Source organism: Gymnodinialimonas sp. (genome assembly GCF_059726805.1).
In genome coordinates this window covers 2,865,072-2,879,260 of sequence record NZ_AP041059.1, presented here as the reverse complement: position 1 = coordinate 2,879,260, position 14,189 = coordinate 2,865,072, and the positions used below count along the sequence as shown (strand labels likewise).

Annotated in this window: 11 protein-coding genes; 8 read left to right on the top strand and 3 right to left on the bottom strand. The window is 66.2% G+C overall.

The window, feature by feature from the left end; all coding sequences use genetic code 11:
• Window positions 1-32 precede the first annotated feature (32 nt).
• Both AC6I9R_RS13940 and AC6I9R_RS13935 read right to left on the bottom strand, forming a co-directional pair.
• Window positions 33-1,217, bottom strand: coding sequence for an MFS transporter (locus AC6I9R_RS13940; protein WP_461426169.1), 1,185 nt, complete (start codon window positions 1,215-1,217; stop codon window positions 33-35).
• A 217-nt stretch (window positions 1,218-1,434) separates the two neighbouring features.
• Window positions 1,435-1,926, bottom strand: a complete 492-nt coding sequence (locus AC6I9R_RS13935; RefSeq protein WP_497862957.1) for a hypothetical protein — start codon at window positions 1,924-1,926, stop codon at window positions 1,435-1,437.
• Between the two features lie 186 nt (window positions 1,927-2,112).
• On the opposite strand from AC6I9R_RS13935, the gene AC6I9R_RS13930 reads away from it, so the two are divergent.
• The 3 genes from AC6I9R_RS13930 (at window position 2,113) to AC6I9R_RS13920 (ending at window position 5,430) form a co-directional block, all read left to right on the top strand.
• Entirely contained in the window at window positions 2,113-2,781 is a 669-nt protein-coding gene (locus tag AC6I9R_RS13930; protein ID WP_461426167.1) for a DUF1007 family protein, read from the top strand.
• Window positions 2,769-3,710: a nickel/cobalt transporter gene (locus AC6I9R_RS13925; protein WP_461426166.1), complete on the top strand. Its 942-nt coding sequence runs from the start codon at window positions 2,769-2,771 to the stop codon at window positions 3,708-3,710. The genes AC6I9R_RS13930 and AC6I9R_RS13925 overlap by 13 nt, the downstream gene beginning before the upstream one ends.
• Window positions 3,711-4,080: 370 nt before the next feature.
• A complete protein-coding gene (locus tag AC6I9R_RS13920; protein WP_461426165.1) occupies window positions 4,081-5,430 on the top strand; it encodes an MATE family efflux transporter in 1,350 nt (449 codons plus the stop codon).
• Window positions 5,431-5,720: 290 nt separating this feature from the next.
• Here the strand turns inward: AC6I9R_RS13920 and AC6I9R_RS13915 are convergent, their stop codons facing one another.
• Window positions 5,721-7,109, bottom strand: coding sequence for a M20/M25/M40 family metallo-hydrolase (locus tag AC6I9R_RS13915; protein ID WP_461426164.1), 1,389 nt, complete (start codon window positions 7,107-7,109; stop codon window positions 5,721-5,723).
• A 267-nt stretch (window positions 7,110-7,376) separates the two neighbouring features.
• Here AC6I9R_RS13915 and hemA point away from each other — a divergent pair, with 267 nt between their 5' ends.
• The 5 genes from hemA to AC6I9R_RS13890 all read left to right on the top strand — a co-directional run bounded on the left by hemA (window position 7,377) and on the right by AC6I9R_RS13890 (window position 13,963).
• Window positions 7,377-8,600, top strand: a complete 1,224-nt coding sequence (gene hemA / locus AC6I9R_RS13910; RefSeq protein ID WP_461426163.1) for a 5-aminolevulinate synthase — start codon at window positions 7,377-7,379, stop codon at window positions 8,598-8,600.
• Window positions 8,601-8,870: 270 nt separating this feature from the next.
• Window positions 8,871-10,349 carry a helix-turn-helix domain-containing protein gene (locus AC6I9R_RS13905; RefSeq protein ID WP_461426162.1) on the top strand — a complete coding sequence of 493 codons (1,479 nt, stop codon included), beginning with the start codon at window positions 8,871-8,873 and terminating at the stop codon, window positions 10,347-10,349.
• A 184-nt stretch (window positions 10,350-10,533) separates the two neighbouring features.
• Entirely contained in the window at window positions 10,534-11,664 is a 1,131-nt protein-coding gene (ispG, locus tag AC6I9R_RS13900) for a flavodoxin-dependent (E)-4-hydroxy-3-methylbut-2-enyl-diphosphate synthase (protein ID WP_461426161.1), read from the top strand.
• 149 nt (window positions 11,665-11,813) lie between these two features.
• Complete coding sequence (locus tag AC6I9R_RS13895) at window positions 11,814-13,244, top strand: FAD-linked oxidase C-terminal domain-containing protein (RefSeq protein ID WP_461426160.1); 1,431 nt, start codon at window positions 11,814-11,816, stop codon at window positions 13,242-13,244.
• A complete protein-coding gene (locus tag AC6I9R_RS13890; RefSeq protein WP_461426159.1) occupies window positions 13,244-13,963 on the top strand; it encodes a VIT1/CCC1 transporter family protein in 720 nt (239 codons plus the stop codon). The genes AC6I9R_RS13895 and AC6I9R_RS13890 overlap by 1 nt, the downstream gene beginning before the upstream one ends.
• Window positions 13,964-14,189 lie beyond the last annotated feature (226 nt).

The following is a 14,189-nucleotide window of genomic DNA, read 5'->3' as shown; positions in this document are numbered from 1 at the left end:
TTGCAAATCCCTGCGCCGGGGGCAGGGGCGGCTCAGGCCTCAAATCGGCGCGCGGAAAGGGCGGCCAGTAGGGCTGCCACGGAGGCGGCGAGCATCAGGCCAAGCAAAACGGCGGGCGCTTGCTGGCCCGGCACGATGATGCCCGCCAGCGTCGTCAGCACCGCGCCGCAGGCGACTGTTGCGGCGCCCGAGAACCCGGCGGCGCTGCCTGCGAGGTCCGGGCGGACGGACATGGCGCCCGCGTTGCTGGAGGGCAGGGTCAAGCCATTGCCGAGGCCCACGCAGATCGTGGCGGCGAAGAAGGTGAGCGGGGTGACGATGCCTAAGGCAAGGGCAAAAAGCCCCAACGACAGGCCGGTACACGCCACGATCCGGCCTGCCAGCATCATCGTCGACAGCGCCACACGGGAGGCAACGCGCGACGAGATGAAGCTGCCCGCCATATAGCCCACGGTGATGGAGCCGATGAAGAGGCCAAGGCGCGCGGTGGTGATGCCAAAGGTTTCCTCGGCCACGAAGGGCACCCCGGCGAGGAAGGCGTAGAAACCCCCGGTGGAGAGTGCTGCACAGGCGAGGTAGGCGCGAAAGGCGGGCGCGGCCAGCAAAATGCGCGCCGCAGACAGGGTGGAGGGGCGCGCCTCGCCGCCCTCGGGCCGTGTCTCGCCCAGGTCGATCCAGCACCAGGCCAGCATCGCAATCCCGGCCACGGAATAGACCGCAAAGCTGGCGCGCCAGCCCAGGTAGGTGTCCAGCACGCCGCCGAAGCCCGGCCCCAGGATCGGCGCTAGGGCCATGACCGTCCCGATGGTCCCGATCACGGCGGCGGCCCGGCGCGGATCCGTCGTGTCGCGCACCACCGCCAGAGAGATCGCGTAACCAATCGTCATCGCGCTCTGCGCCATGCGGGCGGCAAGAAAAACCCAGATATTCTGCGCCAGCATGCAGGTGAGGGAGGCCACGACGAACACCACGAGCCCGCCGAGAAGCACGGGCCGCCGCCCGACCCGGTCTGACAAAGGCCCGACGATCAGCTGCACAAATGCCGTGACCGCCAGATAGCCGCCGATGGCCAGGCTCGCCAGCGCGTAGTCGGCCTCAAACGTGCGGGCAATCGCGGCCAGCGACGGCAGGATCATGTTCAGCGTCAGCGTCGACAGCGCCGCCAGAAGGATCAGCGTGGCCAGATGCGGCGGCGTGGGGCGGGGGGCGGTGTTCATGGGGTGCCAGGGTTGAGTTTGAGCAACAAAAAACCCTCCGAACAGATGTTGGAGGGCGCGGGGGAACAGGGGTCTGGGGGGTCCGTTACCGGAGCCTGCGCATAGAGCGCGCTACAAAGGAAATGGCGTAGGTCATGGGAGAAGCGTAGCCCGCTTGATCGATGCAGATCAACCGATATCGACGCAGGGGGTTAGGGAAGGCGACCGGGGAGGGACGTTAGCCCGAACCGGATTCGGACGGGGCGGCGGCCACGGTCATATAGTACGGGTCCGAGCCGTCGAAGCCAAAGTAATGGTTCAACATGGCGTCATCGACCAAATTGCGCTGGTAGGCGACCGAGGCCAGGGCGACCAACGCAATGATCTCTTCCGAGGTGATGGTGCCTTCTTCCAGCGCCACGATGCCGTTGGTCAGGTTGCTGATGATGTCGTAGTTCATCAACTCGTTGGCCATGCCGTAGATGGTTTCGGCCTGTTCTTCCGAGATCGCGCCGGTGGCCAGGATCGGCTCGAAATGGCTGGCGTAGAACTGGATCCAGTCATCGCTGAGCTGGCGGGTGCGAAGTTCGTCGTCCATGCGCAGCGACAGCACGTCGAGGCCATCGGTCATGATCGCAGTCGTCGCCACGGCCAGACCGACGGCAGCAGACGAGATGACTGTCCAATCGACAGTCACCGCGCCGCGGTCTTCCGCGAAATATCTGGTCACATGGGTAAAAACGGACACTGGACTACGCCTTCAAACTTGGTCTGTCCGTTTTGCGCGCAGAACGGGGCGACATTGTGGCGAATTCGAAACGATATCTGAACAATGCAATTCGAATTGAGCAACAATCCGCGAGGCGGCGCGCGCGGGCGCTTGCGAGCCCGGGCGCGGGGGACGATATAGGGCTCCATGAAGGTGCCCCGGACCCCCTCTCGTTTCGCAATATCTGCCGTTGCGGCCCTGGGTTTGGGCCTGTGGCCCTCGGCCCCTTCGGCCCATCCGCACATCTTCGTCGACGCAGGCCTGACCCTGGTGGTCGAGGATGGCGTGGTCACGGCGGTCGAGGTCACCTGGCTTTACGATGAGCTTTACACGTTGATCTTGCTTGAGGATTACGACCTGGACCCCGATCTCGACATGGTGCTGACCGACGCCGAGGTCGCGCAGACTCTGGGGTTCGATCTCAACTGGTCCTACGGGTTTGAAGGCGGGCTGGAGATGCACCGGGGCCAGACCGAGCTGACGCTGGGCGCGCCGGAGGCGGTGTCCCTGGAGCTGGTGGACCCCGGCCAGCTGCGCACGACCCATCGACGCGCCGTCATCGACCCCAACGGGGGCGAGGCCTTGGTGGCGCAGGTCTACGACCCGGAATTCTACATCGCATTTGAGATGATCGGAGAGATGGTGGTTCAAGGCGCATCCTGCACGCCCGAGCTGATCCGCGCCGATCTCGACGCCGCCTACGATGCGCTGGAGGCAGCGTTGGAGGCCATCGGCGGGGCGGTCGCGGCCGAGGATAACTTCCCGGCGGTCGGCGCGCTTTTCGCAGACAGGGTGGTGTTCGAATGCGCTGGGTGATGCTGGGCCTTGTGGTGGTGCTGGTGGCCGCCGGGCTCGGCTTGTGGCTGTCAGGCGCGGACCGCGTGGTGACGGCCTGGGCCCTGGACGGACAGCGCGAGGCGCAAGGGGCCATGGCCGGCGCCCTGCGCCGCCTGCGGGCCGGGGAGGCGGCGGCGGTCCTGTCGTTAATGGCGGTATGTCTGGGCTACGGGTTCTTCCACGCCGCCGGTCCGGGCCACGGCAAGCTGTTGATCGGCGGCTACGGCGCGGCACGAGAGGTGGGCGCCTGGCGGCTCTCGGCGGTGGCGCTGGCCTCCAGCCTGGCGCAAGGGGCGACGGCAGTGGCGCTGGTGGGCGCGGGCGTCTGGCTGATCGGCTGGAGCCGGGAGCGGATGACGACGATGGCCGATGAGGTCTTCGCGCCGCTCAGCTTCGCGGCGATTGCCCTGGTGGGTCTCTGGCTCGTCTGGCGCGGCGCGCGCGGGCTGTGGCGGGTCAGCCGCGCGGCGGGGCAGGGGCTGACCCACGATCACGGGCATACGCACGATCATGACCACGATCATACAGGCGACGGTGCCGCGTGCAGCACCTGCGGCCACTCCCATGGTCCGTCGCCCGAAGAAGTCGCCCGCGCAACCGGCGTGCGAGAGATCGCAGCCCTGATTGCCGCCGTGGCGATCCGGCCCTGCACCGGGGCCTTGTTCGTGCTGATCCTGACAGCGCAAATGGGCGTGTTCTGGGCAGGCGTCCTGGGCACCTTTGCGATGGCCCTGGGCACCGCAAGTGTGACGATTGTTGTGGCGGTCGCGGCCGTCGGCCTGCGCCGGACGGCACTGGCGGGTTGGGCGGAGAGCGCGGCCTTGGCGCGCGCGCAGCCGATCCTGGAGCTTGCCGTCGGCGCGCTCGTCGCCACGCTCGCGACGCAATTGGCCCTCGCAGCGCTCTAGCGCGTGCCGCGGGCTGGGGGGGAGGGGCTCCGCCTTGGACGCTGCCTGACGGCAGCTTTGCCTCGCCGGACCACGCGCCGTGGGCGGCGCTGCCTGCGGCAGCCCCGCGTCACGGCGCGGGCGCCTTAGCGGTGACGTTTGAATTTTGGGTCGACGGAGTAGTACGCGCTGGCGGCGGCGGTTTGGCCTATAGGGTAAAGGCTGAGCAGGCGGGCGCTCAGGTCGCGCAGCGATCTGAGCGCCCGCCCCCCCCCAAAAAAAACTGGGCGACGGGGCGCAGGCGCCCGAACGGCGTCTGGGACCCGGCGCAATCCCTCTCATCCCCCGCCCCGCGCTTGCCCCGGCGCCGCGCCGCCCGTAAGGCGGATCCATGACCTTCGCCGATCATATCCGCGCCACGCTCAAGCTGGGCCTGCCCCTGATCGGCGGGCAGTTGGCGCAGACCTTCATCGGGGTGACCGACACGGTGATGACCGGCTGGTACGGGGTCGAAGAGCTCGCCGCCGTCGCGCTAGGCTCCAATTATTTCCACCTGATCCTGATCCTCGGCATGGGCTTCGGCCTCGCCGTAATGCCCATGGTGGCCTCTGCCGCCGCGCGCGAGGACGAGGCGCAGGTGCGCCGGGTGACCCGCATGGGCCTGTGGATCTCGCTGGCCTTCGCAGCCGCCGTCATGCCGCTCTTCTGGTTCTCCGAGGCGCTTTTGCTGCTGGCGGGCCAAACGCCCCAGGTCTCGGCCGACGCCCAAACCTACCTGCGCATCGCCGGCTGGGCGATCTGGCCCGGCGTCCTCCTTGTGGTCCTGCGCTCCCACCTGAGCGCGTTGGAGCGGCCCAATATCGTGCTCTGGGCCTGGCTTGGGGGCGTCGTGCTGAACGCCTTCGTCAACTGGGTGCTGATCTTCGGCAACCTCGGCGCGCCTGAGCTGGGCATCGCAGGCGCCGCCGCCGCCTCCGTCTTCACCCACCTGCTGATCTTCGCGATCCTCGCGCTCTACGCCGCGCGCGCCGAGGGGCTGCGCCACTTCGCGCTGTTCACCCGCTTCTGGCGCCCGGATTGGGAGGCGCTGGTCCAGGTTTTCCGCCTCGGCTGGCCCATCGCCATCACGCTGCTGTCGGAGGCAGGCCTCTTCATGGCCACGATGATCATGATGGGCTGGATCGGCACGCTGGAACTCGCCGCCCACGGCATCGCCCTTCAAATCATCTCGGTCACATTCATGGTCCACATCGGCCTCAGTTCGGCGGCGACCGTGCGCGTGGGCCGCCGGTGGAGCCAGAATGACGCGCCCGGTCTCCGCCAATCCGCCCTCGCGGCGCTGCTTCTGTCAGGCCTGATGGTTGCGGCCACGATCATCCTGCTGCTCGCCCTGGCCGAGCCGCTCGTGGGCCTCTTCGTCGACCCCTCCGACCCGCTCCGCCCGCAAATCATCGCCATTGGCGCGAGCCTTCTGGTGGTGGCCTGCTTCTTCCAACTGGTCGATGCAGCGCAAGTCATGGCCCTCGGGCTCCTGCGCGGGGTCCAGGACACCAGCATTCCGATGGTCTACGCCTGTATCAGCTATTGGCTCGTCGGCATGCCCTTGGCCTACATCCTCGGGTTTCCGATGGGTTGGGAAGGAGAGGGGATCTGGGCGGGCCTCGCCATCGGCCTTGCGGTGGCGGGCATCGTGCTGGTCATCCGCTTCTGGCGCATCGCGGCGCGCTTGCAGGGCGCGTGAGGCCCGTGAAGGCCCTACATCCCCCAACACCGCGTATGCCAACGACGGAAGCCTCCGGCGGGGATATTTTAAGAACGGGGAAATGGCGGAGGTCAGCCCCCGGGATCACCGAGGGCCTTCCCCGTTCACGGTCATCGGCGTCCCCGCCTGTACCGTAGCTTCTCAATACGCAACGTTGGTTAACATAGCGTTACGTGCCTCCTTCCCCGTTCTTCAAATATCCCGGGGGAGGCTGTGCCCCTTGGGGCGCAGTCGGGGGCAGAGCCCCCATTTCTACGTCTCAAGTCCTCTCACCCCTCCGCCAATCCGCCGAGAACCCGGACCCAGGACCGGATGCCGCGGTGGAAGCTTTCGACGTCGTATTTCTCGTTCGGCGAATGGATCGCATCGTCATCGTTGCCGAACCCAGCCAGCACCGAATCCATGCCCAGGATCGTCTTGAAATACCCCGCCACGGGGATCGAGCCGCCGCAGCCGATGTAGGCGGCCTCGCTCGGCCACTCATCGCTCAACGCGGCCCGGGTCATCTCGAAAATCGGATGGTCGGTGTTCATCTGACCGGCGGGAGAGGCGCCGTGGCCGGTGAAGCGGACGGTGCAATCGGGCGGCATCTGCGCCTGGACCCAATCGCGGAAGTTCTCGCGCAGGCGGTGGGGGTCTTGGCCTGCCACCAGCCGGAAGCTGATCTTGGCGTGGGCCTCGGACGGCAGCACGGTCTTGAAGCCCGCGCCGGTGTAGCCGCCCCAGATCCCGTTGACTTCTGCCGTGGGGCGCGACCAGACCATTTCCAGCCCCGAGCGCCCCGTCTCACCCGCCGGGTGGCTTAGCCCGACGGGGCCCAGGAAGCCCTCGGCGTTGAACCCGAGCGCATCCCAACTGGCGCGCAGGGTATCGCTGATCTCGGGCACGCCGTCGTAAAAGCCGGGCACGGTTACGGCACCATCGTCACCGTGCAGCCTCGCCAGCACCTGCGTCAGCACCCGGATCGGGTTCATTGCGATGCCGCCGAACATGCCGGAATGCAGGTCGATGTCCGGGCCCTTCACCGTGATCTCTTCCTGCAACATGCCGCGCAATTGGGTGACGATGGCGGGCACGCCCTCGGCAAACAGCCCCGTGTCGCAGATGAAGGCCACCTCGGCTTTCAACTCCTCGGCATGGGCCTCCAGAAACGGCACCAGCGAGGGGGAGCCGCTTTCCTCCTCCCCCTCCAAAAACACCGTCACGCGGGCGGGCAGCTTGCCGGTCACCGCTTTCCAGGCGCGGCAGGCCTCGATGAAGGTCATCAACTGGCCCTTGTCGTCAGCCGCGCCGCGCGCGCGGATCACCTTCTTGCCGTTCTGCTCTTCAATGGCCGGATCAAACGGGTCGCGGTGCCAAAGCTCCAACGGATCAACGGGTTGCACGTCGTAGTGGCCGTAGAACAGAACGTGGGCGCCCTCATCTGAGCCATGGGCCACGACCATTGGATGGCCCGTCGTCTCGCGAACCGACGCGTCGAAGCCCAGGGCCGACAGGTCCTCGGCCAACATCTGCGCGGCGCGGCCCACATCGGCGTCATAGGCCGGGTCGGTCGAGATCGAGGGCACGCGCAGCAGCGCCTTCAGACGCTCAAGTGCTGCGTCAAGATCGGCGTCAACGTGGTTGAGGACAGAGGCAAGAATAGGGTCGGAGGGCATGGAAGCTCCTTTTCGGATGACGGGTTGCGCGCATCTTGGCGGGCCGGGCAGGGGGGTGCAACGCGAATGCGCGATGGCCTTGTCCGCCGCGCGCCAAGGCTCTTTTCGCGCCTAGACCGCAAAAATTGACCCAGATCAAAGCCCTGCTCGCGGCAAAATGTAGCTTGGCGTGAGTGGCTTTTGGGCCATATGTGTGGCCAACGCAGGAATCGACCTGCCAAAGCCATCGATCTGAGGGGGCACCACGCCCCGTGAGGGAGACCGCCAGTGAACTACGATACCGCGCTCGACGCAGCCCTGAATAAGCTGCACGAGGAAGGCCGCTACCGCACGTTTATCGATATCGAGCGCAAGCGCGGCCAGTTCCCCCACGCGGTCTGGAAAAAGCCCGATGGCTCGCAAGCCGACATCACGGTGTGGTGTGGCAACGACTACCTGGGCATGGGCCAGCATCCGGTGGTGCTCGACGCGATGCACGAGGCCCTGGAAGCCACCGGCGCAGGCTCGGGCGGGACGCGCAACATCTCGGGCACCACGGTCTATCACAAGGCGCTGGAGGCGGAGCTCTGTGATCTGCACCAGAAAGAGGCCGCGCTGGTCTTCACCTCGGCCTATATCGCCAACGACGCAACGCTGTCGACGCTGCCCAAGCTGTTCCCCGGCCTGATCATCTATTCCGACGCCCTGAACCACGCCAGCATGATCGAAGGCGTCCGCCGCAATGGCGGCGCCAAGCGCATCTTCCGCCACAACGACGTCGCGCATCTGCGCGAGTTGCTAGAAGCCGACGACCCCGCCGCCCCCAAGCTGATCGCGTTTGAGTCGATCTATTCCATGGACGGTGATTTCGGCCCGATCCGGGAGCTCTGTGACCTGGCCGACGAATTCGGCGCGCTGACCTACCTTGATGAGGTTCACGCCGTGGGCCTCTACGGCCCCCGCGGCGCGGGCGTGGCCGAGCGCGACGGGCTGATGGACCGGGTCGACATCATCAACGGCACACTGGGCAAGGCCTACGGCGTCCACGGTGGCTACATCGCAGCAAGCGCCAAGATGTGTGACGCGGTGCGCAGCTACGCGCCCGGGTTCATCTTCACCACCTCGATCCCGCCCACCGTGGCGGCGGGGGCTGCGGCCTCGGTCCGGCACCTGAAGTCCGATCAGGCTCTGCGTGATCTGCACCAGGAACGCGCCGCCGCGCTGAAACTGCGCCTGAAGGGCCTGGGGCTTCCGATCATCGATCACGGCTCGCACATCGTGCCCGTGATGGTCGGCAATCCGGTGCATACCAAGGCCATTTCCGACGCCCTTTTGGCGGATTTCGGGATCTATGTGCAGCCCATCAACTACCCCACCGTGCCGCGCGGGACCGAGCGGTTGCGCTTCACGCCCTCGCCGGTCCACGACATGGGTATGATCGACGGGCTCGTGCGCGCGATGGACGGTCTTTGGTCGCATTGCGCATTAAACAGGCAGGAACTGGCGGGCTGACGGGCTTTGCCCGCGCGCTCAGTCAGTTGCGCCAAATTGGCACGACGACCCCCTAGGCCCTTAAAATAAAATGAAAATGATGGGCGCAAACCCGCCGAAACGCGCGCTGGCATGCCGTTGCGGGGTGCATTCGTGCAACGTCCCATGATAGCAGAGATGAAATGTGGCAAGGATCCTTTGGGAATCATGCCATATGGGGTAACATCTGGGGACACTTGGGCGCTCAACCACTAGGCATGGTGGGCTAACCATAGAATCGGGGCAGGCCGCATGGGCCAGGACAACGGTCAGTATTGGGACCACGAGGCAGGGGCTCAGGCGCAGGCGTCTGAAACCCGTTCTCAAGTCCTGCCGACCGCCGCCGCGCAAGCCCCCGTTCCCGCTTTCGACGGCTACGACCTTCTTGATGTCCCCCTCGGCGATCTGATGCGCGGGGAACGCGCGACGCTCGGCAAGTCGCTTCTGGATGTGGAGCGGGAGCTGCGTATCCGTGCCACGTACATCGCTGCCATTGAAAATGGCGATGTCGGTGCCTTCCAATCCCAGGGCTTCATCGCGGGCTACGTCCGCTCCTACGCGCGCTATCTCGGCATTGACCCCGAATGGACCTTCCGCCGCTTCTGCGACGAGACGGGCTTTCGCGGCATCCACGGCGGCGCCACCAATCAGGCCTCGGACGTCAAGCGCACCGTCTCCAGCGCGCCCCGCCGGTTGGACCCCAATGAAGTCATGGCCTCCTCGCGCATTTCCTACGCGCCCACCTCCAACAGCCTGTTTTCGCGGATCGAACCCGGTGCCCTGGGGTCCGTCGCGGTCCTGCTCGTGCTGGCCGTGGGCATCGGCTACGGCGCCTGGGCGATCCTGAATGACATCCAACGCCTGCAAATCGCCCCGATTGACGAGGCACCCGCCGTGCCCCTGGCACAGCTTGACCCGCTGGTTGGCGTAGAGACGGGCGCAGGTCCGGGATCCGGCACCTTTGGCGCAGACCAGACCTTCGATATCGCCATGCCCGGCCCCGAGGCAGGCAACACGCTCTTCCGGCCGCAAGCGCTGGAGGCACCGGTCCTCACGCCCCGTGACGGTGCCCTGGCCAGCCTGAACCCCGATGAAGTCGGCACCTTTGCCGGGTCAAGCACCGCCGTGACCGCCAGCGCCGCCCCTGCCGCCAATGCCCCCGCGGCGCCCGCATCCAACACCGCCGTTCAGGTCACCGCAGGCCGCGCCGATGAGGTGATGATTTTCGCCACGCGCCCCACCTGGGTGCGCGTGACCTCCGCCGATGGCGCCACGATCTATGAGGCGACACTGAACGCGGGCGACAGCTACGTGGTGCCCGCCACCGACAGCGCCCCGCGCTTGCGCTCGGGCAACGCCGGATCGCTCTACTTTGCCGTCAACGGCGTGGCCCTCGGCCCCGCTGGCCCCGGCGCCACCATCGTGCGCGATGTGGAACTCACCGCAGATGCCGTCACCGCCACCTACGAGATCGCCGATACGGAGGCCGACCCCGACCTCACCCAGGTCGCCTCGCTGATGTTTGACGCCGCCTCCGTGCCCGACATCGCCCCCGTCGTGCCGCAGGCGCCTGTCACCGCCTACAACCCCACCGATCCCGCGCCCCAACCCCTGACGCTCTTCCCCGAGATCCCCGCCGATGTCGCCGCCGCGATCATCGCCAGCAACGCGCTGCCGGTCACGGTCCAGACCCCGACAGACGACGATCTGCGCCCGATCCCGCGCCCCTAGATCAAAGCCCGCCGCCCGCCGACCTGGGCACGCCGCTCCCCCCTTCATCTTGCCCAATACAACTCAATCCGACCGAGGCCCAAAGCGCCGCGTCAGGGTCTTTTTGCCCCATCTGCCCTCGCCCGCGTTGTCCAGCCCGCCTGACATGTCTATCTTACGGCCAAGCAGCGCAAAAAGGTCTGAGATGTCCCACAACCCGATCCGTCCCTGGCGCAATATCGAGCGTCGGAAATCCCGCCAGATCATGGTCGGCAACGTGCCCGTCGGGGGCGGTGCGCCGATTTCTGTGCAGACGATGACCAACACGCTGACGACGGACGCCAGCGCAACGATCAAACAGGTGATCGCCGCGGCTGAGGCCGGCGCGGACATCGTCCGGGTCTCGGTCCCCGACGCGGATTCGGCGCGGGCGATGCACGAGATCTGCCGCGAAAGCCCGGTGCCGATCGTGGCGGATATCCACTTCCACTACAAACGCGGGATCGAGGCGGCCGAGGCGGGTGCTGCCTGCCTGCGCATCAACCCCGGCAACATCGGCGATGCGGAGCGCGTCAAAGAAGTCGTCCGGGCCGCGCGGGACAACAATTGCTCGATCCGCATTGGCGTCAACGCAGGAAGCCTCGAAAAACACCTGTTGGAAAAATACGGCGAGCCGTGCCCCGACGCCATGGTCGAGAGCGGCATGCACCATATCAAGCTTTTGGAAGATAACGACTTTCATGAGTTCAAAATCTCGATGAAGGCTTCCGACATCTTCATGACTGCCGCCGCCTACAACCAACTGGCCGACCAGACCAATGCGCCGTTTCACATGGGCATCACCGAGGCCGGCGGCTTTGTCGGCGGCACGGTGAAATCCGCCATCGGTCTGGGCAACCTGCTTTGGGCCGGGATCGGCGACACGATGCGCGTCTCGCTCAGCGCCGATCCGGTAGAAGAAGTGAAAATCGGGTTCGAGATCCTCAAATCCCTGGGCCTGCGCCACCGGGGCGTCAACATCATCTCCTGCCCGTCCTGCGCGCGGCAGGGGTTTGACGTGATCAAAACGGTCGAGACGCTGGAGCAACGGCTCGAACACATCAAGACGCCCATGAGCCTCTCGATCATCGGCTGTGTGGTCAACGGGCCGGGCGAGGCGCTGATGACCGACGTGGGCTTCACCGGCGGCGGTGCGGGCTCTGGCATGGTCTACCTGGCGGGCAAGCAAAGCCACAAGATGTCCAACGACCAGATGGTCGATCACATCGTGGAGCAGGTCGAAAAGAAGGCCGCCGAACTGGATGCTGCGCGCGCCTGCGAGGAGGCTGCCGAATAGGCAGCCGAGGAGGGGCCGCCCCAACTTTCGACCTCAGCGCGCTGGGCAAGCCGTGGCGTTTGAGTTTTTTTGGCAAGATGAAAGAGGCACGTTGAGGCCATCCCCTGCGCCAGATAAGCTTGCGCGGACGTGAGTGTGAGGGGGGCGACATGGCGCTTTTGGCTGATCTGCCGCGCAATGAAGACGGGATCGCGGCAGCATTGGGGATCCTGACCCAAGCCTACGGGCCACGGGTGGAGCGGGGCCAGGCGCTGCGCGAACAGCACGGTCACACCACCACATGGCTGCGCAACCAGCCGCCCGATGCGGTGATCTTTCCGCAAAGTACGGAAGAAGTGCAGGACATCACCCGCATCTGCGCCACCCATAGGGTGCCGATCATTCCGTTCGGCACCGGCACCTCGCTGGAGGGGCATGTCAATGCCCCCGCCGGTGGCATTTCCCTTGATTTCAGTCAGATGGATAAGATCCTCGCGGTCCATGCAGAGGATATGGACGTGGTGATCCAGCCCGGCGTCACCCGCAAGGCGCTCAACACCCATCTGCGCGACACGGGGTTGTTCTTCCCCATCGATCCCGGCGCCGATGCCTCGCTCGGCGGTATGGCCGCGACCAGCGCCTCGGGCACCTGCGCGGTGCGCTACGGGACGATGAAGGACAATGTTCTGGCCCTCAAGGCCGTGCTGCCCTCGGGCGAGATCGTGCAAACGGCGGCGCGGGCGCGCAAGACCAGCGCCGGGTTCGACCTGACGCGCCTCATGGTGGGCAGCGAAGGGACCCTCGGTCTGATCACCGAACTGACCCTGAAGTTGCAGGGCATTCCCGAGGCGACCTCGGCGGCCACCTGCAGCTTCCCGACGGTGGAGGCGGCTTGCACCGCCGTCATCGCCGCTTTCCATTATGGGCTGCCCGTGGCGCGGATCGAATTGCTCGACGCGCTCCAGGTCAAAGCCTGCAACGCCTACTCCAAGCTGAGCCTGCCCGAGGCGCCGCTTTTGTTGCTGGAGTTCCACGGCTCGGACACCGGCGTCACCGAACAGGCGGACGTCTTTGGAGAGCTCGCCGCCGATCACGGCGGCAGCGGCTATACGTTCACCACCCATGAGGAAGAGCGCAGCGCGCTTTGGCAGGCCCGCCACGACGCCTATTGGGCGGCGCTGCAACTGCGCCCCGGCGCGCGCGGCATTTCAACGGATGTCTGTGTGCCGATCAGCCGCCTTGCCGATTGCGTTACGGCGGCCCAGGCAAAGCTGGAGGACTTGGGCTTCACCGCCCCCATCGTGGGCCACGTGGGCGATGGCAATTTCCACACGCTCTTGCTGGTGGATATGGACAATCCCGAAGAGGTCGCCAAGGCCGAGGGCTATGTTGGTTGGCTCAACGATGTGGCAATCTCGATGGAGGGCACCTGTACCGGCGAACATGGCATCGGGCAGGGCAAGGCCAAGTACCTGGAGCGCGAGTTGGGCCCCGGTGCGATGGCGGTGATGGCCGCGATCAAACGCGGGATCGATCCGGATAACATCTTTAACCCCGGCAAAATGGCCCTGCCGCCCTTCCGGGGCGAGACGACCCTCTGATGGTGCGCCCGACCGCGTCCGGTGTCCCCTCCGCCCACGCGGAACCGCATCTTTCGGGGCGGTCGGGCTGGCTGCGTGCCGCAGTCATGGGGGCCAACGACGGGATCCTGTCCACCGCCTCGCTGATCGTGGGGGTCGCGGCGGGCTCGGGGGACCGGGCGACGATTATTCTGGCGGGCATCGCGGGGGTTGTTGCGGGCGCGTTGAGCATGGCGGCGGGCGAATATGTCTCGGTCTCCAGCCAGGCGGACGCGGAAAAGGCCGATGTGGAGCGGGAGCGCACCGAACTGGCCACCAACCCCGAGGCTGAACTGGCCGAGCTGACGGCGATCTATGAAGAGCGTGGCCTGACACCGGACCTTGCGGCGCGGGTGGCCGAAGATCTGACCGAGGCCGACGCGCTAACCGCGCATCTGCGCGACGAGATCGGGCTGACCGATCTGTCGCCGCCGCGCCCGGTGCAGGCGGCGGGCGTCTCGGCCCTGACATTTGCGGCCGGCGCCTCCGTGCCCCTGGCGGTTGCCTGGGTCGCGCCGCTCAGCATCGTGGTGCTCTGGGTGGGGGTGGCGACCCTGGCGGGGCTGGGGACTTTGGGCGCGATGGGCGCAAAAGCCGGAGGCGCCCCGCGCGGACGGGCGGCGCTGCGCGTGATGATCTGGGGGGCGCTGGCGATGGCCGCGACAACGGCGATTGGTGCACTGGTCGGCCAATCATTTTGAGGGGCCGCCGTCATGGTGCGCGCCAATCTTGCACGGCGCCTAGTTTTTCGGCAGAAAGCCGCTCAATAGGCGGGCGAAGCCCCGCGAGGGCACAATTTTTCACACATTTGACACGCGGAATACGCTAGGTCAGGACCAGCTAATTGTTCGTTAACAGCCATATTAAAGATCCATTTTGACGCAAGCGCGCGACCCTTTTCGGTAAGCGCACACCATTCGGAGGTCT